The 23,913-nt window shown below is 41.6% G+C and carries 21 protein-coding genes, 1 tRNA gene and 1 other annotated feature; of the genes, 20 read left to right on the top strand and 2 right to left on the bottom strand.

The window, feature by feature from the left end:
• Positions 1–101: 101 nt before the first annotated feature.
• The gene (gene asnB, locus NQ536_RS06805) at positions 102–1,958 is read right to left on the bottom strand and encodes an asparagine synthase (glutamine-hydrolyzing) (protein WP_022058955.1); all 1,857 of its coding nucleotides are present in this window, start codon (positions 1,956–1,958) and stop codon (positions 102–104) included.
• Between the two features lie 270 nt (positions 1,959–2,228).
• On the opposite strand from asnB, the gene NQ536_RS06800 reads away from it, so the two are divergent.
• The 9 genes from NQ536_RS06800 (at position 2,229) to NQ536_RS06760 (ending at position 11,363) form a co-directional block, all read left to right on the top strand.
• Positions 2,229–2,453, top strand: coding sequence for a hypothetical protein (locus NQ536_RS06800; RefSeq protein WP_022058956.1), 225 nt, complete (start codon positions 2,229–2,231; stop codon positions 2,451–2,453).
• 132 nt (positions 2,454–2,585) lie between these two features.
• Entirely contained in the window at positions 2,586–4,019 is a 1,434-nt protein-coding gene (locus NQ536_RS06795) for an MATE family efflux transporter (protein WP_004850805.1), read from the top strand.
• A gap of 109 nt (positions 4,020–4,128) precedes the next feature.
• A complete protein-coding gene (locus NQ536_RS06790; protein WP_004850804.1) occupies positions 4,129–5,439 on the top strand; it encodes a GNAT family N-acetyltransferase in 1,311 nt (436 codons plus the stop codon).
• 74 nt (positions 5,440–5,513) lie between these two features.
• Positions 5,514–5,801 (top strand) — a binding site (T-box leader).
• Between the two features lie 101 nt (positions 5,802–5,902).
• Positions 5,903–7,627: a biosynthetic-type acetolactate synthase large subunit gene (gene ilvB, locus NQ536_RS06785; RefSeq protein WP_004850802.1), complete on the top strand. Its 1,725-nt coding sequence runs from the start codon at positions 5,903–5,905 to the stop codon at positions 7,625–7,627.
• A gap of 80 nt (positions 7,628–7,707) precedes the next feature.
• Positions 7,708–8,214 carry an acetolactate synthase small subunit gene (ilvN, locus tag NQ536_RS06780; RefSeq protein ID WP_022058961.1) on the top strand — a complete coding sequence of 169 codons (507 nt, stop codon included), beginning with the start codon at positions 7,708–7,710 and terminating at the stop codon, positions 8,212–8,214.
• Positions 8,215–8,275: 61 nt separating this feature from the next.
• Positions 8,276–8,722, top strand: a complete 447-nt coding sequence (gene dtd / locus NQ536_RS06775; protein ID WP_004850798.1) for a D-aminoacyl-tRNA deacylase — start codon at positions 8,276–8,278, stop codon at positions 8,720–8,722.
• Between the two features lie 169 nt (positions 8,723–8,891).
• Positions 8,892–9,560: a DivIVA domain-containing protein gene (locus tag NQ536_RS06770; RefSeq protein WP_004850796.1), complete on the top strand. Its 669-nt coding sequence runs from the start codon at positions 8,892–8,894 to the stop codon at positions 9,558–9,560.
• A gap of 82 nt (positions 9,561–9,642) precedes the next feature.
• Complete coding sequence (locus NQ536_RS06765; RefSeq protein WP_227909649.1) at positions 9,643–10,083, top strand: hypothetical protein; 441 nt, start codon at positions 9,643–9,645, stop codon at positions 10,081–10,083.
• Positions 10,084–10,145: 62 nt separating this feature from the next.
• Positions 10,146–11,363 (top strand): IS256 family transposase, encoded by a 1,218-nt coding sequence (locus tag NQ536_RS06760; protein WP_167530854.1) that lies wholly within the window; start codon positions 10,146–10,148, stop codon positions 11,361–11,363.
• A gap of 257 nt (positions 11,364–11,620) precedes the next feature.
• Here NQ536_RS06760 and NQ536_RS06755 read toward each other — a convergent pair whose 3' ends face one another.
• Positions 11,621–12,649: a 3-deoxy-7-phosphoheptulonate synthase gene (locus tag NQ536_RS06755; RefSeq protein ID WP_004850887.1), complete on the bottom strand. Its 1,029-nt coding sequence runs from the start codon at positions 12,647–12,649 to the stop codon at positions 11,621–11,623.
• A 158-nt stretch (positions 12,650–12,807) separates the two neighbouring features.
• Between NQ536_RS06755 and NQ536_RS06750 the strand changes: the two genes are divergently transcribed.
• The 11 genes from NQ536_RS06750 (at position 12,808) to NQ536_RS06700 (ending at position 23,875) form a co-directional block, all read left to right on the top strand.
• Positions 12,808–14,061: a D-alanyl-D-alanine carboxypeptidase family protein gene (locus tag NQ536_RS06750; protein ID WP_227909650.1), complete on the top strand. Its 1,254-nt coding sequence runs from the start codon at positions 12,808–12,810 to the stop codon at positions 14,059–14,061.
• On the top strand, positions 14,058–14,912 hold the full coding sequence (locus NQ536_RS06745; RefSeq protein WP_004850891.1) for a metallophosphoesterase: 855 nt from the start codon (positions 14,058–14,060) through the stop codon (positions 14,910–14,912). The genes NQ536_RS06750 and NQ536_RS06745 overlap by 4 nt, the downstream gene beginning before the upstream one ends.
• 139 nt (positions 14,913–15,051) lie before the next feature.
• The gene (locus tag NQ536_RS06740; protein WP_044997983.1) at positions 15,052–16,839 is read left to right on the top strand and encodes a L,D-transpeptidase family protein; all 1,788 of its coding nucleotides are present in this window, start codon (positions 15,052–15,054) and stop codon (positions 16,837–16,839) included.
• 9 nt (positions 16,840–16,848) lie between these two features.
• Positions 16,849–16,936, top strand: a tRNA-Ser gene (locus NQ536_RS06735).
• A gap of 100 nt (positions 16,937–17,036) precedes the next feature.
• A complete protein-coding gene (locus NQ536_RS06730; protein ID WP_004850894.1) occupies positions 17,037–17,867 on the top strand; it encodes a purine-nucleoside phosphorylase in 831 nt (276 codons plus the stop codon).
• Between the two features lie 20 nt (positions 17,868–17,887).
• On the top strand, positions 17,888–18,370 hold the full coding sequence (gene rnhA / locus NQ536_RS06725; protein ID WP_004850895.1) for a ribonuclease HI: 483 nt from the start codon (positions 17,888–17,890) through the stop codon (positions 18,368–18,370).
• A 44-nt stretch (positions 18,371–18,414) separates the two neighbouring features.
• Positions 18,415–20,841 (top strand): homocysteine S-methyltransferase family protein, encoded by a 2,427-nt coding sequence (locus NQ536_RS06720; protein ID WP_004850896.1) that lies wholly within the window; start codon positions 18,415–18,417, stop codon positions 20,839–20,841.
• Between the two features lie 197 nt (positions 20,842–21,038).
• On the top strand, positions 21,039–21,515 hold the full coding sequence (gene ilvN, locus NQ536_RS06715) for an acetolactate synthase small subunit (RefSeq protein WP_004850898.1): 477 nt from the start codon (positions 21,039–21,041) through the stop codon (positions 21,513–21,515).
• An 80-nt stretch (positions 21,516–21,595) separates the two neighbouring features.
• Entirely contained in the window at positions 21,596–22,621 is a 1,026-nt protein-coding gene (ilvC, locus tag NQ536_RS06710; protein WP_004850900.1) for a ketol-acid reductoisomerase, read from the top strand.
• 187 nt (positions 22,622–22,808) lie between these two features.
• The gene (gene greA / locus NQ536_RS06705; RefSeq protein ID WP_004850901.1) at positions 22,809–23,306 is read left to right on the top strand and encodes a transcription elongation factor GreA; all 498 of its coding nucleotides are present in this window, start codon (positions 22,809–22,811) and stop codon (positions 23,304–23,306) included.
• Between the two features lie 23 nt (positions 23,307–23,329).
• Positions 23,330–23,875 carry an anti-sigma factor family protein gene (locus tag NQ536_RS06700; protein ID WP_004850903.1) on the top strand — a complete coding sequence of 182 codons (546 nt, stop codon included), beginning with the start codon at positions 23,330–23,332 and terminating at the stop codon, positions 23,873–23,875.
• The last annotated feature ends 38 nt before the right edge of the window (positions 23,876–23,913 follow it).

Raw genomic sequence — 23,913 nt, 5'->3', positions numbered from 1 at the left:
ATATAAATTGCCTGTAAAAACAAGACTTTCAGAACTCTTGTACATGCAGCGTATTCGCCATTTTCGATACGCCGCATGTATACAGAAGTCTGGAAGTCTTTTTATATGTCAAGGACAATAGCATATTTTCTCAGCCAGTGATCAATCTGGAGAAGATATGCCATCATCTGAGGTCCTGCCATGAGCTGGCCGAACCAAGGTCTGCCGTAATCCTTTGGCGCGTTTATGAAGTTTTTCACATATTCTCTGTCGATGAGAGGCAGAAGAGGACTTTCCGGATCATTTAGTACGCAGAGAAGCCTCTTTGCAAGCTCCTGTTCATAATGAGGGTCATATGACTTTGGATAAGGGCTTTTCTTTCTGTACATGATCTCGTGCGGTACATAATCCTTCATGGCCTCCCTGAGAAGCTTTTTCTCACAGCCTTCGGAATATTTGTACTCCCATGGAACGTTGAACACATAATCAAGTATTCGTGGATCTGCAAATGGAACTCTCGCCTCAAGTCCGCTTGCCATGCTTGTTCTGTCCATTCGGTCAAGCAATGTCTGCATGAACATCCTGATATTCAGATAAGATATCTGCCTGCGCCGCTTTTCTGTATCGGATTCCCCCGGGAGAAGATTGATCTCGGATAAGAGATAATTGTACAGAGATGACACATATCCTGGTATATCAAGACAATCTCTGAGGTCCGGTGACAGTACTGAGAGCCTTGGCGACAGATCCTTCATCCATGGGAATGTGTCTGCAGACAGCAGTTCATCCCTGTAAAACCAAGGATAGCCTCCGAATATCTCATCTGCACATTCTCCGGTCAATACTACTTTGTATTCCTTTGCCACAAGTGAGCAGAAGTAGAGAAGGGAAGAATCCACATCCGCCATCGTCGGCATATCCCTTGATTCCACGGAAGTATACAGATAGTCTGCAAGATCACTGTAATTGCAGGTGAGATATGTGTGGTCTGAACCTATGTGGGCTACCATCATATCTACATATGGTCGATCCTGCTCCGGCTGGAATGCATTTGACTTGAAATATTTGGAATTATCTTTGAAATCAAATGAGAAAGTGTGCAGCTTTTTCCCTTGCTCCCTGAGTTTTGCGGCGCATACGCTGCTGACGATTGATGAGTCGATGCCCCCCGAGAGAAATGTACATACAGGCACATCCGATACGATCTGTCTCTCTATACTGTCCTTGACAAGATAACGGACTTTTTCCACAGTGTCTTCATAGCTGTCAGTGTGAGGATTGCTGGTTATGCGGTAATATGTGAAGTCTGTCATTCCGTAGGGTGAGAATTTCATGAAATGTCCCGGCTTTACTTCGTCTATATTCTGAAATACTCCACAGCCTGGAGTCTTGGACGGCCCGATTCCGAACACCTCACATAGTCCCCGTGCATCAATGACAGGCCTTATACCTGGATAGTAGAGCAGGCCTTTGATCTCTGAGGCGAAGACAAGTGTTCCGTCATCAGTTACTGAGTAGTACAGCGGCTTCACACCGAAGTGATCCCTGTACAGATATATGGTCTGGATATGTTCGTCATATATCGTAAATGCAAATATTCCGTTCAGCCTGTGAACAAAATCGGGACCGAAGTGAAGAAAACAGTTGAGAATAACCTCTGTGTCCGAAGTTGTATCAAATGTATATCCAAGGGCGAGCAGCTCCGATTTCAGTTCCTTTGTGTTGTAGATCTCGCCGTTGTACACTATGTATATAGTATTTTCGCCGATGACCTTTTTCATAGGCTGTTCGCCTCTTGCTACGTCACGTATGGATAGTCTGGTGTGAGCAAGCCCACAGTGGGATGACAGCACTGTATTCTGTGCGTCCGGACCTCTGTGAGCAAGCGCCTTATTCATGTCGTTCAATATGTATGAGTATCGTTCCTGTTCGGTATTGAAATCCCTGCTGGAGTTATAGAATCCTGCGATGGAACACATATATTTACCTCTTTTTGTGGTATCTATATATTATATTGGGGAGTTGATTTTATAGAACTTTTAGATGATATGCGGTTGTAGTATGATTAAATAAAAGTTATAATCTAAACAAGATTTTTATATGAAGAACTGACATTGCGCTTGGAGAGGCACATACAGGAGGACATATAAAATGACGATATTTAAAGATAAGACTATAACGGACAATTTTATTTTGGGCGCTGTACTATGAACAATGTTAAAAGCAATAAGAAATGGAGGCGCGAATTTATGACATTGTTGATGAGAGATAACGAAAATAAGCTGTTGGGCAAATACATGCATCTGATTGATCAGGTAAAGAAGCTAGATGTAAAAGATGCTGAGATTGCTGCTAAAATACTGGGAATCAAAGAACAGCAAATATATGAGATAAAAGATTACATAGCAGAACATCCTGAGATGGACGAGGATGATCTTGCTGAACATATAGCATATTGGCTTGATCTGGACTGATAATTTGTAGATAAATGTATGTAAAGTAAAGTGCATGAATCGGTTTTTCATGCACTTTATTTTGTTATATCACACCACAGGTGTAATGCAGAATAAAGCATGCGTTGATATAATTGAATACACTGTCATGTTATGATTATTGCAACAATTGAGCTTGGAGTTTATAGAAGACATATCCTTAAGAAACAATACAGAAAGAGAAAATCTACCGTGAAAAATACAATAATACAAACTAATAAAAAATACCTTCCGGGACTATTAAATATTGCGGTTCCGATCATGCTTAGCAATCTGATATCTCAGCTTCAGATGCTTATAGACAGAATATTCTTAGGACATGTAAACAGCATGTATATGAGTGCACTCGGCAATGTGACTTCACCTATGTGGACAACCATGTCATTTTGTTTTTCCATAGTGACAGGAGCGTCCATACTGATAAGTCAGAGCGTTGGCGCAGGAGATACCAAGCATATAGAAGAGTATTCAGGTGCCATGGTGAAATACAATAATATCATACCGATACTGTTATTTTTCTTCTGGACATTCTGCGCTGAATTTGTATTCAGACTCATGGGCGTGTCAGATGGTCTGATGCCGATGTGTCTTGATTATTCCAGGTATTATGCGCCCGTATTTCTGATAACAGGACTTGGCGGTGCTTTCAGTGTAATACTTCAGACGTCTAATTATACAAAGCCGCTTGTCATATATGGAATAATAAGGTCGGGAGTCAATATATTCCTCGACTGGGTTATGATATTTGGAAGATTCGGGCTTCCGGCCATGGGGATAAAGGGTGCAGCCATAGCGACTACAATAGCGGAGTACTCTGGACTTATATTTGCAGTGATATTCGTGGTATCAAGCAAGAAACTTAACACCAAACCATCTATGAAATGGGTAGTAAAGGCACATATAAAGCCGTATCTTTTGTCGGCAAAGCTGGGAGTGAACACAGCTCTTGAGGATTTTGCATGGAATCTTGGTAATCTGCTGCTTATAAGGATTCTCAACGCCATAAATGAAATGGCTGCCGGAATTTATTCCATCATATTCAGTGTCGAGGTCCTGGCGGTTGTTATCATTGGAGCGATAGGAAACGGTACAATGACGCTAACCGGTGAGGCAAAAGGAAACAATGATCTGAGTAAATACAAGGGTGTATGTGTCTGTGCATATGGCTTGTGTATAGTAGTTGGAATCATCACACTCGGTGTCTGTCTTGCGTTTCCACAGCAGATCATATCACTTTTCACCAACGACAAGAGTATAATTGCATCGTGTGGGATATATCTGATCTTTATCAGCATCAATCTGTTCGCAAAATCAGCAAACATAGTTGTTGGCAATGCGATCAGGGGCAGTGGCAACACGATATGGATGCTCATAACACAGCTGTTTGGCACGGTGTGGGTGGTTTCTGTGGCGCTTTTGTTTGTGTTTGTCCTTAAGCTTGGAATAGCAGGTGTCTTTCTTGCAGTCATAGTGGACGAGATCGTTAGATCATTTATCAATCTCGGCAAATATCTGAGGATAGTGAAAAACTGGGAAAGCATAGACTGAGGTAAAAAGGCTGAATCAGCTAAACAGTGGGTGCGACATTCAGTGGCATATATAATTTAGAATAGGCGTATCAGAAAAAGAAAGTCTTATATGAAAGGGGATATATGATTTGATTTTAGAAACTAATAGGTTAATATTACGTCACTGGCAGGAGAGTGACGCAGATATATTATTTGAATATGCAAGTGACCCTGATGTGGGACCTATAGCTGGCTGGCCAGTGCATGAGAGCAGGGAGTACAGCCTTGATGTGATACGGAATGTATTTAATGGGCCGGAGTGTTATGCTGTGTGTCTGAAGGACAGCGGCCTGGTTGTCGGTGCCATCGAATTACTGTTAAATGGAAGGACAGATATGACAGACCGCGATGACGAATGTGAACTCGGATACTGGATAGGAAAGCCTCACTGGGGCAACGAATACGCACCGGAGGCGGCCAGGAGACTCATAAAACATGGATTTCTTGATCTGGGCATGAGAACAATATGGTGCGGTTACTACGATGGCAATTCCAAGTCCTGCATAGTACAGGAAAAGCTTGGATTTGTGTTTCATCATATCTGTGATGAAGTGGATGTGCCTCTTTTGAATGAAGTCCGGATAGGACATACGAATATTCTGACGAGAAAACATTGGCTGTCTGGAAAGATGAAGAATGCACTGTATGATCAGCTGGCCAGGGATTATTGCTGTGATGCGGCCGATATATATTCCAGTGACAATATATTCTCTGAATACAGACAGATAGCAGGGCAAAGGCAGTTCAAAGGACAGGAAAAGTGCCCGCTCAAAATAGCTGTGGTAAATGGCAAGCTGCTATTTACCGGTCGTAGAGAGATTGTAGATGAATGCAGAAAACGCTATGAGAATGCATCTGGCAAATGGTTCATGGATATAGAGAAATTTCGTGAGCTTGACAGTATTCTTTCCAGATACGGATGTAAATTGAAATTTGCTCACCCATTTTACCTTCCAACGGAACTGAGCGAACAGGGAGTGAGAAAAGATACTACAGATAAAACCGTTGATTCGATGATAAAAGAAGATTTTAACCTTGTCAGGTATACGGGGGATGAGATCCTGCAATTCAAAGGAGATGACAGGTGGTGTGAAGCTTTCTGCTTTGATGATAACACACCTGATGTACTTGCTGTGGCAGCTGTATCAAGTGATGAGATTATCGGTATGGCTGGCGCAAGTGCTGATAGTGACGACTTCTGGCAGATTGGTATAAATGTTGTTCAAAAAGCTGAGGGAAGACATGTGGGTACAGCGCTTGTATCTGAACTGACCAAGGATATACTCAGATGTGGTAAAATTCCATATTATGGCACAGGAATGTCACATATAGCATCACAGAGAGTTGCCGCTGCGGCAGGTTATGATGTGTTCTGGTTTGAACTGCTGGCGGGCAAGTAAAAGAATCGTTGACACATCTTCATGTTAATGATAAAATAATCACATCTAAGGGTCGTAAAACGACCGGAAAATAGTCAAATGCTATGACGAGGAGGAGTACATGCATCCCCCGATCAACAGAGAGGAGACGGTGGTGAGAGTCTTCATCAGGAATGTGTGGAAGGTAGCCTTCGAGCAGTGGATTGAAAGATTGCAGCATACATATTTGTCGGCTGTAGTCGAGTAGGTTTCAACGGTTTTCCCCGTTACAGGAATAAGATATTAATAATGATTACAGTGATAATTTATTATAGTATCTGATGAGTGCAGACATTTGTCTGAATTTAGGTGGTACCACGGATATGAACATATTCGCCCTAAGCGTAAAGCAGTTGCGCTTAGGGCTTTTTCTATGCATGGGGTGCATATATACATCCCGGGGCGTAAGTTTAGATTATCATGAACTTTACAGGAGGTATAAGATATGGAGATCAATGGAGCAAAGATGTTTGTAAAAGCGTTGCAGGAAGAGGGGGTAGACACTCTGTTCGCATACCCTGGTGGAACAGCGATAGACCTGTTTGATGCGTTGTATGATGCAGAAGGTATCGATATGATACTTCCAAGACACGAGCAGGCGCTTGTCCATGCAGCAGATGGATATGCACGTTCAACGGGAAGAGTTGGAGTGTGTCTGGTAACAAGTGGTCCGGGTGCGACAAACCTTGTAACGGGAATTGCCACAGCCAACTACGACAGCGTGCCACTGGTATGTTTTACAGGACAGGTTCCAATGAATCTTATTGGAAATGATGCTTTTCAGGAGGTTGACATAGTTGGGATCACAAGAAGCATATGCAAGTACGCAGTCACAGTAAGAAAGAGAGAGGATCTTGCAAGGATCATTAAAAATGCATTTTACATAGCAAGAACCGGAAAGCCGGGTCCTGTAGTTGTTGATATTCCTAAGGATATACAGCTTGCCATGGGAAGTGATGAGTATCCAGCAGAGGTAAATATCAGAGGTTACAAGCCTTCAGAGGGTGTACATGTCGGACAGATCAAGAGAGCCCTTGCGGAGCTTAAGAATGCAAAGAAGCCTGTGTTCCTCTGTGGCGGTGGTGTAAATATCGCCCATGCAAGAAAAGAGATGCAGCAGCTTGCGGAGAAGACAGGTATCCCTGTAGTCACAACCATCATGGGAAAAGGTGCAATACCTACAGATCATCCACTGTATGTAGGTAACATCGGTATGCATGGTAACTTGGCATCCAACAAAGCTATCATGGAGAGTGATGTTCTCTTCTCCATCGGATGTAGATTCAATGATAGAATAACAGGTACTATAGATACATTTGCCAAGAATGCCAAGATCATACATGTTGATATAGATGCAGCGTCCATATCAAGGAACATAAAAGTTGATATACCTATAGTTGCAGATGCAAAGGTTGCAATATCCAAGATGCTTGAATACGCTGAGCCTCTTGATATCAAAGACTGGGTAGATGACATTATGAATGTCAAGGCTGAGTATCCTATCAACATGAACAGATATGATGGAGTGACTCCTGAGGCTATCATCAGAACCATAAACGATATGTACAGCAATCTCATCGTTACAACTGACGTTGGACAGAACCAGCTCTGGACAACGCAGTACATTGATATAGACGAGAACAAGCAGCTCTTAACTTCCGGAGGCCTTGGCACCATGGGTTATGGATTCCCTGCCGCTATAGGCGCAAAGCTTGGCAACATGGATAAGGATGTAATATGCATCTCAGGAGATGGCGGAGTTCAGATGAACATTCAGGAGATGGCTACGGCTGTTGCACTTGAGCTTCCTGTTACCCTCTGTATACTTAACAACGGCTACCTTGGCAACGTTCGTCAGTGGCAGGAGTTGTTCTTCAACAAGAGATACAGCAGTACATGTCTCAGATACAGAAGAAGATGCAACAGAGATTGTCAGAATCCGGACAAGTGCTGTCCAAAGTATTCGCCTGACTTTGTAAAACTGGCTGAAAGTTATGATGCAAAGGGAATCAGAGTCACTAAGCCGGAGGAAATAAGACCTGCATTTGAGGCTGCAAAGGCCAATACAAACGGACCTACAGTTATAGAGTTCTTCATAGATCCTACGGCCAATGTATTTCCTATGGTTCCTGGTGGAAAATCACTGAATGACATGATACTTGACTGCTGATATTGATAAATTGATTTATATCGGTAATAGAATGTACATATATAGATTTGTATATTATCCAAATGAAAGGGGTATATAGAATGAGCGTAAAGAAGAGATGGATATGCCTGTTCGTAGAGAATGAGGTAGGTGTACTTGCAAGAATTTCAGGTTTGTTTTCAAGCAAATCATACAATATAGATACTATAACCGTTGGAGTAACCGAGGATGAGACAATATCCAGAATGACCATCGGTTTCACCAGTGATGACAGGACATTTGAGCAGGTGAAAAAGCAGCTCAACAGAAGTGTTGAGGTTATCAAGGTAGTTGACTACACTGATATAGCCATTCACAACAATGAGATTTTATTTGTCAAGGTCAACAGCTGTTCAAATGAGGATAAAGATGAAGTGTTCAGAATTGCAAATGCATTTGGATACAAGATAACTGACTACAATAAGAAATCAGTGCTTGTTGAGTGTGTTCAGACTGATGCAAAGAACGACAATGCAATAAAACTGTTCAAGGAGAGTTTTCCTAACAGAATAGAGGTTGTAAGAGGCGGAAGTGTAGCTGTCGAGGCTATAAGTATGTCAGACAGATAAAGCCGTATCATAGAGAGCAGTGCTTGATATGTTTTAGAGTGTGAAAGGAAAATAATGTAAGATGAAATTTGTGATACAGCGTGTTAATCACGCCTCTGTAGAGGTGGACGGAAAAATTATCGGCAACATAGGCAAGGGACTTCTGGTCTTTGTGGGTGTGTATGATTCTGACACCAGAGAGATCGCTGACAAAATGATAAATAAGCTTGTGAAGATGAGAATATTTGCCGATGAAAACGATAAGACGAATCTCGATATAAACAGTGTTGACGGACAATTACTGATCGTTTCACAATTTACACTGTGTGCTGATTGCAAAAAGGGAAACAGACCATCATTTATAGGTGCAGGGGCACCGGATATGGCAAATGAGATGTATGAATACATAATAACGAGATGCCGCGAACATGTAACTGTGGTTGAACATGGGGAATTTGGAGCAGATATGAAGGTTGATTTGTCCAATGATGGTCCATTTACCATATTATTGGACAGCAGGGAATTGTAATTTATTGTCAGATTGATAAAAAAGCTGCATTATATTGGGAATTTTTTATAAAATCCCACAATATTGTTGAAAAAATGAATATTTGTTAATATAATTACAAGTGGAGTTTCTATAATCAATAAAATATAATCATAGAAAGTTCAATTAAACTAAAAAGGAGAACTATATAATGATGACAAAGGATCAGATTGAATCTAAAACCTTTAAAAAAGGACTTTTTGGATATAATAAGGATGAAGTTAATAGCTTTTTGCGTACGATGGCTGAGGAATATGGAGATCTTCAGACAAAGTATGCAGCACTTGAGTCAGAGAACGAGGTTTCAAAAAAGAGCCTTATGGAGAACAGTGTAAAGATTTATGAACTTGAAAAGCAGCTTGAACAGGCAGCTCCTGGATCAAAGAAGGAAGCTAACGCAGCAAACGCAGAGGCAAACAAGATCATCAATGATGCAAAGAAGAAAGCCAATGAGGTAATTGCAAATGCAAAGGCTGAACTGGCAAAGCTTAAGGATGAAATGGAGACACTCAAGAGCGGATCAAGCGCTAAAGTTGCTGAGGCTGCAGAAAAGGTTGAGGCTGCAGTTGAGGCGGATCCTATTACAAAGCTCAAGATGAAGTCACAGGGTGGAGATGCTCCACAGAAACTTAAGATGACACCAAAGTCAACTCAGACTGCAGAGCCAAAACCGGCAGCATTCACAGGTAAGAGTGCTCAGGCTGCTCAGGAAGAGGAAGAAGAGGAGCTTATCGTAGGCGAAGTAGAAGAGGGTGTAAATCGTAATCAGGTTCTCATCGGTGACGGTGACGAAGGTGATGATGATTTCGAGTTCTTATAAAAGAATCTATAAAGGAATCTGATCATTAAAAAAACATACGGTCGGGATGGATACATTATAAAGCAAAAAGGGAGTTTTATATATGACTTATTCAGAATGCGCAGATCATATCGGAGGTATTCTGGGAAAGATCGACTGGAGTGACACAGAAGATTGCAGTTTGCAGTTTAATATCATAGGCTCAGATAATGGGGGATTTTATATAATCATAAGGGATCATGAGGCTGATATTAAGGTGATTGGCAGTGGGGAAAGCGGTGAAACAGACAAATATGGAGATTCATATGAAAATACATATGGACATACATATAACGTAAAGATAGTTGTAACGGCGCCGGTGTTGTCCAGACTTCTCATGAAAGTGATTGATCCGATATATGCATACACGACAGGCAAATTCAAAATGATGGGTGAAGTCGCACTTGGAAGAAAAGTTCTTATCAAGCTGTGCGATGTTTGCGATACAAAATCAATATGGGAGCATCCCAAAGTTTGTGTAAACCTCCAAACTGATGTAAGATAAAATTACTCAGTTTGGAGGTTATTTTTATGGCAAGAAGAAAAGACAGCCCACAAAAAGCAGCAATGAGAGAAATGATGCGTGATTATCTGAAGAATAATGATATCAGCATCAAAGACGGCACCGATGTAAACAGTATCATGCGTGACATGATGTCTGTCATTTTGGAAGGTGCTTTGGATGAAGAACTGGATGAAGAATTAGGATATTCCAAGTACGACTATCGAAACAAAGAAACAGACAATAGTAGAAATGGACATTCCAGCAAAACCATGCACACCAGTTATGGAGATATGGATGTGGCAATCCCAAGGGATCGTAATGGTGATTATGAACCACAGCTGATTAAAAAATATCAGAATACCGTAACTCAGGACATGGAAGAAAAAATACTTTCCATGTATGCCAAGGGAATGACAACTGGAGACATTGAATCCCACATGCGTGAATTATACGATATTGATATTTCTGACAGCACAATCAGCCGGATCACAGACAAAATCCTGCCGATTGTAAAAGAATGGCAGGAACGCCCTTTGGAAGAAGTGTATGCTGTAGTATTTATGGATGCAATCCACTATCACGTCCGCAGTGAAGGACGTATTGTAAAACGTGCGGTTTACATTGCCCTTGGTATCGATATGAATGGGAAAAAAGATGTTCTTGGAATGTATGTTGGAGAAAACGAAAGTGCGAAGTTCTGGCTTTCTATCATGAATGGATTAAAAAACAGAGGCGTTGAGGATATCCTGATTGCATGCGTTGATGGTTTAAATGGATTTCCACAGGCAATCGAGGCTGTTTATCCAAAAACAGAGATTCAGCAGTGTATCATCCATCAGATCCGTAATTCAACGAAGTTTGTTTCTTACAAAGATATCAAAAAACTGATGGCTGATCTGAAGCTTGTATATGCGGCTCCAACGGAAGAAACCGCTTTAAATGAACTGGAACTGTTCAAGGATAAATGGGATTCCAAGTACCCGAAAATCTATAAATCCTGGCATGATAACTGGGCAACACTGTCCACTTATTTCAAATATCCAGAGGCAGTAAGACGGCTGATTTATACCACAAATGCCATTGAAGGATTCAACCGCCAGCTCCGGAAAGTGACCAAAAGCAAAACGGTTTTTCCGTCGGATGACAGCCTTTTGAAAATGCTGTATCTGGCAACCATGGATATCACGAAAAAATGGACCGGACACAGGCAGGACTGGGGACAGATCCATTCCCAGCTTGAAATTTATTTTGAAGAACGTCTGGCGGGACGGAACCTGTAAAGCAGTCAATTTTAGGCAGGTTTTATTGACATGCCTAAAAACTACTGTATAATGCAGATATGGGCAGAATCCGGAAAATCGGCTCTGCCCATTTGTAACTATTCACAAATCTTATATCAGTTTTTAACGTTTACACAAAACTTGAAACGGTCTCATCAATATAATAAAAGATCATATCAGCAACTCTTGATATCAGAGTATTGTTGATATGATCTTTTTTGTTTATACGTCTCGTAAATTAAATCTTACATTAAATTCTAGAGGAGCTCTGCGACTTCCTTGAGAAGCCTCTCTGTCTTGTCCCATCCGAGGCAAGGATCTGTTATAGATTTACCGTAACATCCACCATCTACAGGCTGATTGCCGTCCTCTATATAACTTTCAACCATTACACCCTTTACAAGATTTTTAATCTCAGGATCATAATTTCTGCTATGGATTATTTCCTTGACAATTCTAGGCTGTTCAATGAACTTTTTGCCTGAGTTGTTGTGGTTAGCATCAACTATACATGCATGATTGACAAGGTCGAACTTCTTGTATGTGTCAGCGAGAAGTCGAAGATCCTCGTAATGGTAGTTTGATATAGACTGTCCATGTTTGTTGAGTGCACCGCGGAGAATGCAGTGAGTGAGGGGATTGCCATCTGTGTGAGCCTCCCATCCTGAGTACAGGAATGTGTGATGATGCTGCCCTGCTATACATGAATTCATCATAACATTGTAATCACCACTTGTAGGGTTTTTCATACCTACAGGTACATCCATACCGCTTGCTGTCAGTCTATGCTGCTGATCCTCAACAGAACGTGCTCCGATGGCAACGTAGGAGAGGATATCGTCGACATACTGCCAGTTCTCTGAGTAAAGCATTTCATCGGCAGCGGTAAGACCGGTCTCCTTTATCGCTCTGATGTGCATCTTACGGATAGCGTAGAGTCCTTCAAGCATATCTGATGCCTTTGTAGGATCAGGCTGATGGAGCATTCCCTTGTATCCGTCCCCTGTTGTTCTCGGCTTGTTTGTATATATACGTGGGATAACCAATATTTTATCCTTAACCTCGTCGGCAACCTTTGCAAGACGACTCTGGTAATCACATACAGCATCCTCGTTGTCCGCTGAACAAGGTCCGATGATAAATATAAATCGGTCATCATCGCCTACGAAAATTTTTCTGATCTCTTCATCTCTTTTGGCTTTGATGGCTTTCAACTCGCTTGAAAGAGGGTATAGTTCCTTGATCTCATCGCCAGTCGGTACTCTTTTTACTAATTTCATACTCATGAAACATTTCCTCCTTATTTTCTAATCGTTGATTATATCAGAAATATTACGCAAAATAAAGAAAATATTCATATATAGAAATTATCGTTAGTTTTTATAGAATAAAGACTACATGTAAATGAATATAATGAGATAAATAAATTTTAGGATAAAAGTTTATGATGATTAGAAAAATGTGGATACATATAAGCCTGATTCTGGCGCTGATACTGTGTACTGGAATTGTTTGTCCTGTATGGAATGCAGTAGCTGAGGAAAGTCATCAGTCTCTGAAAAATGACAACTCGGCAGAGAATAATGAAACTCAAGATGCCGATTCGTCTGCAAATTTTGATGTAGATATCAAATCTCCCAGTGCAATCCTTATGGAAGCGGAGTCTGGGCAGGTGATCTATGAAAAAAATTGTGACACGGCCATGGCTCCGGCATCGGTCACAAAAGTCATGACACTCCTGCTCACATTTGAGGCGATCGACGACGGGAAATTTTCTCTGGATGATACTGTTGTTGTGAGTGATCACGCTGCATCCATGGGTGGCTCACAGTGTTTCTTTGAGTCCGGTGAAGAACAGACAGTGCAGGATATGATAAAATGTATAATAATTGCTTCCGGAAACGATGCGGCAGTGGCTATGGCGGAGAAGATAGCCGGTTCAGAGCCGGCATTTGTGAACATGATGAATGAGAGGGCAAAAGAACTTGGAATGGAGAACGCATCGTTTAAAAATGCCTGTGGGCTTGACACTTCCGGGCATGAGATGTCAGCAAGAGATATAGCCCTAATGTCCCGTGAACTTATCACAAAACATTCTGAGATATTTGATTATTCCGGCATATGGATGGACCACATAACACACAAAACAGCCAGGGGAGACAGCCGCTTTGACCTGGTGAACACGAACAAATTTCTCAACATGTACACAGGTGCAACAGGACTCAAAACAGGCTATACAAGCACCGCCAAATACTGTATGTCAGCAACAGCAGAACGTGACGGGATCGATCTTATAGCTGTTATAATGGGCGGGGAGACAAAAGAGATGAGAAACAATGATGCATGTCATCTCCTTGATTATGGATATTCAAAGTGTCACAAATATACAGACAAAGAGATTATAAAAGAAAAGAAATTAAGTGTAGACAAAGGTACCTCTGATTATGTTACAATTAAGACTATCCCGCAGTTTGAAGCAATTCTGCTTGGATCGGAAAACGCTGACAGCGTGAGCAAGAAGATAGATATTCCAGAAAAGATAACTGCGCCTGTCAAAAAAGGTGACGAACTGGGAGAGGTATCTTACTATGCCGGTAAGAGATTTATAGGTAAGGTGATGATATATGCTGATGATAGCGTGGATGAAATTAATATCAGTTACGCGGTGAGAAAGGTTTTTAGAAGGTTGGTATTATGAAATACTTTTTAATTATTGTAGCTGCATTATGTGTGATAACTCTTGTAAATATATTGCTGGAGAGTCATAGGGAAAATAGAAAAATATCATTTTCAAGCTACAGGATAAAAGACAAGAGACTTAAGAAAAATGCGAAGATCGTGATGATATCAGACCTTCATAATGCCTGTTATGGAGAGAAAAATAGCGAACTCTTACATGCGGTTGAAACGATATCCCCCGATCTGATTCTGGTTGCAGGAGATGTTATAGTCGGAAAGACTGGCTTGTCTGTTGATACGGGTGTCGATTTTCTGAACTCTCTCGGGGAGAGCTTCCCCGTGTTTGTGGGCAAGGGAAACCATGAAATGCGCACATCAATATATGAGAAATACGGAGATATGTGGGAGACTTTGTATGAAAGAACAAAGGATAAAGTCCACTGGCTTATAAACGATAGTATTTACCTTGCCGATTACAACATGACGATCTATGGTCTTGACATGAAACCTGAATACTACCGCAGATTTAAAAAGCTGTACATGGACAGCGCTTATCTCGAAGAAGAATTACGGAAGCCTGATAAGCGATCGTATAACATCTTGATAGGCCACGATCCGGATTATTTTGAGGAATATGCCGCATGGGGAGCAGATCTTTGCGTGTCGGGACATGTCCATGGTGGACTTATAATAATTCCACATCTCGGCGGGCTCATATCCCCAATGATAAAGTTCTTTCCAAAATACTATAAGGGTGTCTACAACATAGGAGATAGTCATATGATCGTAAGTGCTGGAATGGGACTTCACACATTAAAGATAAGGGTGAACAATGAACCTGATCTTGTCACCATAAATCTGGTGAAATAGCATATATTATCTGAAATTTGTGACATTATATGTAAATATTTAAAAATATTTAATAGTTGAAATAATCTTCTATACACTATAGAATTATCTGTACTGGATAATATCCTTTAAAATGTATTTGAGGGTTGGAGAGCGCACTATGAGTAAAGAAATAGATAATGGTATAGATGATGATATAGATACAAACACTGACGACATTAATATATCAGACGACAAAAATGTATCAGATGACAATGATATATCAGATTCTGAAAAACAGATATTTGGTGAAGAAAGCGTGACTGAAACGGCTGAATCTGAGAAAATATTTGATGAAGAACAAAATTCTCAGAAAGAAGATTCAGATACGATATTTGAAGCTGCCGATTCACAGCTCCCACCGGATGATTCTGCTGCAACAACAGTTCTGACTGGAATGACTGATGCTGTAGGAAATATATCCGGTACGCAGGAATCAGATAATGCCCCGGCTGAAACCGGGACTAGGCATGATACCCAAAACCAAGATAACAAAATAGAAAATAAGAAGTCTGGCACAAAAAAATTAAGTGCATTAAAAATATTTGGAATCGTATTTGCAATTGTGGTTGTATGTACATATGTTGCAGTATCTGTGTGGTTTATGTTTCATTATAATTACAAGACATATATAAATGGCAACGATTACTCATTCTTTACGCTGGATGAGGTAGATCAGTACATAGGAGAGTACATATCAGATTATTCGCTCACGTTGAAGTTGAGAGACGACAGTGAATACAGGATAGATACTGATGACATAGGACTTGTTATAAGACCCAACATCACGGCTAAAAAGATCAAAAATGAACAGAATGGTTTCCTGTGGCCATATTATATGTGCAGGAGAAAAGACTATGAGCTTTATTACACGGCAGATTATGATAAAGACAAGCTTGAATCGCTTCTAAAGAAATGTGATTTTACTCAGGAAGCCAATATGGAGAAGCCGGTGAATGCTTCTGTTGAGATAAAAGATGGAAAATCAACAATTATTCCGGAAACTGAAGGAAATTATATTGATTTTACAAAATTATGCTGTATAATAGATGAGGCGCTTAATAAAGGCGATCAACTCGTTGATCTTGATGACACAGATGTATATGAGAAACCAGAGGTGACTGCTGACAGCAAAGAGATAATATCTGAGCAGGCAAAGCTTGAAAAGGTATTGTCCATGAAGATTACATATAAGATAGATGAGATCTCATGGGAACTCACCAGTGAGGATTATGGTGACTGGATATCTGATATCTCAGCTGAAAAGATTGAATTCCAGAAAGATAAAGTCCATGAGTACGTCCAGAATATGGCGGACAGGTATGATACATACGGTGTGCCGAGAAACTTCAGAACACACGATGGACGTATAGTAACCCTTGATAATACATGGTATGGCTGGCTGATAGATGTTGACAGTGAAGCTGAAGAACTTTACTCTGTTCTTGAAGCTGGAGAGTCCGTTGAGAGGGTGCCTATTTTTGACTGCTATGCAGCGGTTTACCGCGATGGCGGCGATGATATCGGCGATACTTATATAGAATGTGATTTTGGACAGCAGCATATATATGTATATGTCAACGGCGAACAGGTCATGGATTCTGACTGCGTTACAGGAAGCCTTGCCGACTCAGGCAAATACAGAACCCCTGGAGGTGTGTATACAATACTTTATACAAAGACGCCTGCGGTTCTTATCGGAGACGATTATGAGACACCTGTAAAATACTGGATGCCATTTATCGGTGAACTTGGAATAGGTTTCCATGATGCAACATGGAGAAGTGCTTTTGGCGGTGACATTTATAAAACCGGAGGTTCTCACGGATGTGTAAATCTTCCTTTGTCAGCCGCAGAACAGTTGTTTAATATAGCGTACGAGGGCATGCCCGTTGTATGCTATTATTAAAGTATAATTGGAGATGTACCCAAGTGGTTGAAGGGTCCGCACTCGAAATGCGGTAGGTCGGGCAACCGGCGCAAGGGTTCAAATCCCTTCATCTCCGTTATCACTTATATATTAGAGAGGTAAGTCTTTGTACTTACCTCTTTTGCTTAACAGCAGGTTTAATATAAATCTAGTGTAAAAGGGATATGAGCAGAAATATGTCATGCGAAGTTATAACGTTTGAGAATATAAAAAGGGCAGCGGATCATGTGGGCAGTCATATAGGTGTGATTCCTGACACGGCCATAGTTCTTGGGAGTGGGCTGGGACATATGGCTGATAAGATAGAGGATCCGGTTTTTATAGAATATGCAGATATACCGGGCTTTCCAAGATCCACGGTTCAGGGACACAGGGGACGTTTTGTATATGGCAGATTATCTGGCAGATATGTTCTCCTTATGCAGGGGCGTGTTCATTTCTATGAGGGCTATAGCATGGATCAGGTCGTAATGCCTATAAGACTAATAGGTATTCTTGGAATAAAGAATCTTATTCTAACCAATGCTTCAGGCGGAATATCTGATCAGCTGAATGCCGGAGACATAATGGTCATTGAAGATCACATTTCTTCTTTTGTGAGATCTCCACTCATATACAGCGATTATGCGAAGTTTGGTGTCAGATTTCCCGATATGACGCATGTGTATGATCTGGAAATCATAGAGAAACTGAAACAGAGTTACGATGAGCTTGGCATGATATATAAGTCAGGAGTCTATATCCAGGTTACGGGACCACAATACGAAACACCTGCGGAGATACGGATGTATCGAAGCCTCGGTGCAGATGCGGTGGGTATGAGTACCGTATGTGAGGCTATAACAGCTAGACATATGGGAATCCGTGTAGCTGGTCTGTCCTCGGTGTGCAATAAAGCAGCCGGACTTGGCGGTGAGTTGTCACACGAAGATATAATAAAAGCAGGAAATGCGGCAGCGGAGAAGATGCAGAGAATAATCTCATCTTTATTGCAGAAAATCACATAATTATTATTGGAGATATAGAAATGGATGTAATTCTTTATACAGACGGATCGGCAAGAGGAAACCCAAACGGTCCAGGTGGATACGGCGCAGTGCTTCAGTATGTTGATGCATCAGGTAAATTGCATGAAAGAGAATATAGTCAGGGATATATTAAGACGACGAATAACAGAATGGAGCTCATGGCCGCAATAGCTGGCCTTGAAGCGCTTATAAAGCCTTGCAATGTCAAGCTTTATTCTGATTCCCAGTACCTGTGCAATGCGTTCAACCAGCACTGGATAGAGGGCTGGATAAAGAAAGGTTGGAAGCGCGGCAAGAATGAACCGGTTAAGAACAGAGATCTGTGGGAGAGACTTCTTGTGGCAAAGAAGCCTCACAATGTTGAATTCCTATGGGTTAAGGGCCATGCTGGCAATCCGGGAAATGAGAGATGCGATATACTTGCGACTGCTGCCGCAGATGGCAGCGGAAAAATTGTTGATGAGGGACTTGTCGAGGAGTGATCGCTTTAAATCCATAAGCAATATTAAACACTGAGGTAATACATATGAATAAGACTGAATTCAGAAAACTTTTTGATGACAAGATACTTATACTTGATGGTGCTACTGGTACCAATCTCATGGATGCCGGAATGCCCCTAGGCGTATGTCCAGAACAGTGGATACTTGAACATAAGCAGATCATGATAGACCTTCAGACAGCATATCTGAATGCTGGTACTGATATCCTGTATGCACCTACATTTACATGTAACCGCATAAAACTCAATGAATATGGACTTGCGGACAATCTTGTGAGCATGAACAGTGAGCTTGTTAAGCTGTCACAGAAAGCGGTTGAAAACGCCGGACATGGACTTGTCGCAGGAGACATCACCATGACCGGTGAGATGCTCTACCCTATGGGCAAACTTCAGTTTGAAGAACTGGTAGATGTATACAAAGAGCAGATAAAGGTGCTCGATGAAAGTGGATGTGATCTCCTGGTAGTGGAGACAATGATGAGCCTTGCGGAGACGAGAGCAGCTGTCATAGCAGCAAATGAAGTGTCGAAGCTTCCTATTATAGCCAGTCTGACCTTCAATGAAGATGGGCGTACACTTTATGGAACTGATCCGGTTACAGCTGTAAACGTCCTTCAGAACCTTGGGGTTGCGGCGATAGGAGTAAACTGTTCTACTGGACCTGACAAGATGGTCGAGCTTGTGAAACAGATGAAAAGTATAGCGTTCATACCTGTATTTGCGAAGCCAAATGCCGGAATGCCGGAGCTTGTGGACGACAAGAGTGTATACAAAATGACACCGGAAGAGTTTGCTGCTGACATGAAACTTATAATAGAGGCAGGTGCCGGAATGGTCGGAGGCTGCTGTGGTACCAGACCGGATCACATTAAGGCACTTTCAGACATGGCCGCCACAGTGCCAGTTCCAAAGATAAGCAGTGAACATGTGAGATGTATATCGTCAGAGCGTTCATCCCTAGTCATAGATCTCGATGCGCCGTTTAAGGTAGTAGGTGAGAGGATAAATCCTACTGGCAAGAAGAAGCTGCAGGCAGAACTCAGGGAAGGTTCCCTTGAACTGGTTATGAACATGGCTGAGGAACAGGTTGAAAAGGGTGCATCTATCCTTGATATAAACGTAGGAATGAATGGGATCGATGAGAGGGAAATGATGCTGAAGGTTGTATATCAGGTATCCCAGGCTGTAAATCTCCCTCTGTGTCTCGACTCAAGTTCACCAGAGGTTATCGAGGCTGCTCTTAGGATTTATCCGGGAAGAGCGCTTGTTAATTCGGTATCTCTTGAAAAAGTAAAGATGGAAGAGATACTTCCACTGGTCAGAAAGTACGGCGCTATGTTTATTCTTCTTCCTTTGTCCGACAAAGGACTGCCGGAAAGTTCTCAGGAGAAGGAAGATATAATCAACACTGTTCTCGGCACGGCGTATGATCTGGGGTTTACAAAAAAGGATGTAGTTGTAGACGGCCTTGTTGCCACGATTGGGGCCCAGAAGGATGCAGCTGTCAACTGTCTGAGGACCATCAACTATTGCTACAGTAACGGTCTTGCAACTATATGCGGACTTTCGAATATATCATTTGGCCTTCCAGAGAGAATGTTTGTAAATACAGCATTCCTCACCATGGCCATAGAGCGAGGCCTTACAATGGCAATAGCTAATCCGTCACAAACGATGCTCATGAATGCTGCATACGCTTCAGATATGCTCCTTTTTAAGGAGGATAGTGATGTCCGCTACATTGAAAATGTAAAGGCTTTGGATATAGCAGCACCGGGGGCCGGGGCTTCAGGCGGCAAAGCCGGCGCAGATTTGGAGGGTAAAAGTCAGATATACATAGATGTCCTCAAGGGAAACAAGAGAACTATCCTTGATGATGTGAATGCTGTCCTTGCGAGCGGAGCAGACCCTCAGTCCATAATAGACGACGATCTTATCAGCGCAATAAATGAAGTTGGAAAACTTTTTGAGAAGAAGAAATATTTTCTGCCGCAGCTTATTTCAAGTGCAGAGACCATGGAGATGGCTATAGGAGTCATAAGTCCTCTTGTCTTAAAGGGCAAGGACAGCTCAAATATGCCTACAATAGTCGTTGCTACCGTTGAGGGCGATATTCATGACATAGGTAAGAATCTTGTTGTCCTTATGCTCAGAAACTATGGATTTAACGTGATCGATCTCGGTAAGGATGTTCCATGTGATGTGATAATACAGGCTGCAAAGGAGAATAATGCAAGTATCATAGGTCTCTCAGCTCTCATGACAACAACGATGGTGAAAATGAAAGACGTGGTAGAGGCAGTCAGAGAGAATGGTCTTGACAGCAAGGTTATCATAGGCGGTGCGGTTATAACAGAGAGTTACGCTGAGGAGATAGGCGCAGATGGATATTCAGAAGACGCCGCAGACTGTGTTGTCTTAGTTAAGGAACTGCTCGGAATAGAGTAAATATTCAGCACATTTTTGTGTAAACGTTATAAGTTTTGGCAGTATGAGCAAATCACATTAAATTTTGCCCTTTGCCAATCGGAAAAAAGAGAGAAAAATCGCGATAAAATGTGTGTTATAAATTGACATTGAAGAAATTTATAACTATAATAATTTAGAACATTTTAAAGAGACGAGTTGAAAGGTGGTACTTATAGATGGGTAATATTGTTTTGTCGCTGCTGGTTGACAACACATCAGGAGTTTTGAGCAGAGTGTCAGGACTGTTCAGTAGAAGAGGTTACAACATTGACAGTGTGACAGTAGGAGAGACTGAAAATCCTGCTTATTCCAGAATGACTGTTGCAGTGAGTGGCGATGAGGCGAGTCTCATCCAGATCAAAAAGCAACTCAACAAGCTTGAAGATGTGGTCAATATCGTTGAACTTGAGCCTGGTAAATCTGTGTGCAGAGAACTGGTGCTTGTCAAAGTGAAGGCATCACCGTCTGAGAGAAAAGACATCATTTCTGTTGCAGATATTTTCAGGGCGAATATTGTTGACGTTTCAAAGGAATCGGTTATTATAGAACTTACCGGAACAACGATTAAGTGCGAGGCATTCCTGAGACTGCTTGATGGTCATGAGATCGTGGAGCTTGTCAGAACAGGACTCACAGGACTTATCAGAGGATGAGTCATATAATAAAGTTTTTAATTATCCAAGTGGTAGTTAATATATAAGTCATTTTATACAAATTTAGGAGGATTAAGAAAATGGCAGAAGCAAAGATTTATTATCAGCAGGATTGTAATCTTTCATTACTTGATGGAAAGACAATAGCAATCATAGGATATGGTAGTCAGGGTCATGCACATGCCCTCAACGCTAAGGAGTCAGGATGCAATGTCATCATCGGTCTTTACGAAGGAAGCAAGTCATGGGCTAAGGCTGAGGCACAGGGATTTAAGGTATACACAGCTGCTGAGGCTGCAAAACAGGCTGATATAATTATGATTCTTATCAACGATGAGTTACAGGCAGATATGTACAAGAAGGATATCGAGCCAAACCTTGAGCCAGGCAACATGCTTATGTTCGCTCATGGTTTCAACATTCATTTCGGTTGTATCAAGCCACCAAAGGATGTTGATGTAACAATGATCGCACCAAAGGCACCTGGACACACAGTACGTTCAGAGTACCAGGCAGGAAAGGGTACACCTTGTCTTGTTGCTGTAGAGCAGGATGCTACAGGTAAGGCACTTGACATCGCACTTGCATATGCACTTGCAATCGGTGGAGCAAGAGCTGGTGTTCTTGAGACAACATTCAGAACAGAGACAGAGACAGACCTCTTCGGTGAGCAGGCAGTTCTTTGCGGTGGTGTTTGTGCGCTTATGCAGGCTGGTTTCGAGACACTCTGCGAGGCTGGTTACGACCCAAGAAACGCTTACTTCGAGTGTATCCATGAGATGAAGCTTATCGTAGATCTTATCTACCAGTCAGGTTTTGCAGGAATGAGATATTCAATCTCTAACACAGCTGAGTATGGCGACTATGTAACAGGTCCTAAGATCGTTACAGCTGAGACAAAGAAGGCTATGAAGCAGATACTTAAGGACATCCAGGATGGTACATTTGCTAAGGAGTTCCTCCTTGACATGTCACCAGCAGGTCGTCAGGTTCACTTCAAGGCTATGAGAAAGCTTGCTTCAGAGCATCCATCAGAGAAGGTTGGAGAGCAGATCAGAGCACTTTACAGCTGGAACAACGAGTCAGACAAGCTCATCAACAACTAATATTTGATAGAGTTTATCTCACCGAATTATATATAAAGGATTCCCCGGTTTTGACTATTTTATAGTTGAGACCGGGTTTCTTTTTTACTTTGTACAGGTTTTGTGGTAGTATATACAAGAGCGTGTGCGTATATCTTACTGCACATATTATATGTCAGGGTCTTAAGGTACCCGGGAGGTTTTACACATGGGAAAACAGCTTACGCAAAAGGATATAGAGAAGATAGAACAGGAGATAGAATACAGAAAGTGCGTTGTCAGAAAGGAGAAGCTTGAGGCTGTCAAGGAGGCCAGGGCTCAGGGTGATCTCAGTGAGAATTTTGAGTACTACGCTGCAAAGAAAGACAAGAATGCAAATGAGCGAAGAATAAGATATTTGGACAGACTTGTGAGAACAGCAGATATCATAGAGGATAACTCCTCGGATGATGAGGTTGGTATTGACAACACAGTTACTGTTTATTTTGAGGACGATGACGAGGAAGAGACATACCGGGTTGTGACAAGTGTCCGTGCTGATATTCTTGAGGGACTTGTGAGCAATGTTTCACCTATAGGAAAAGCCATTCTCGGACACAAGGTTGGAGACAGGGTACAGGTCGTTCCTGAGAGGGGAGATCCTTATTTTATAACCATAAGGAAGATAGAAAACACCCACGACGACGGATCATTTGAGATAAATTAAAATTGTTAAACGGCAGGGATAATATGAATTGTTTGGAAGCACAATCAAAGATCATGGCATTCATAGAGAATAAGCTGCCTGACGATGAGCTCAGGGAGTTTATTAAGCATGTCCGTTCCTGCAAAAACTGTTACGAGGAGCTTGACATATATTATACTCTTATCGTCGGAATGAAACAGCTTGATGAATCAGATAATATATCGACAGATTTCAAGAACGCTCTCGACAGACATCTCGATGAAGAAATGAACAGACTAACAACGGTAAAGAGGATTGCAAACTCGACCATAATGGTCGTCATCGTGCTTGTGGTCTCTGGACTTATATGGCTGTACAGCGGCGTGCTTGACAAGGTATACAATTACGAGCAGACATCCAAGCTGAGTGAACAGAGCGAGTATTATTATCAGGATTTCTTTGGTTCAAGACTGCTAAACGATGAAGAATATGATGTCAGCGATATAGATAAATATTATATAGAAATCAATACCACACAGGATGAAACAACAGATTTTATGAAACGTGTACACAAATATAATCTGAGCCATAAAGGAATGAACAGCTTATAAATTATTCAGTAACTTATTTTATAAATGGAGGACACACA

Source organism: Coprococcus eutactus (assembly GCF_025149915.1).
GTDB classification, from domain to species: Bacteria; Bacillota; Clostridia; order Lachnospirales; family Lachnospiraceae; genus Coprococcus; species Coprococcus eutactus.
This window is presented reverse-complemented; position numbering and strand designations above follow the sequence as displayed.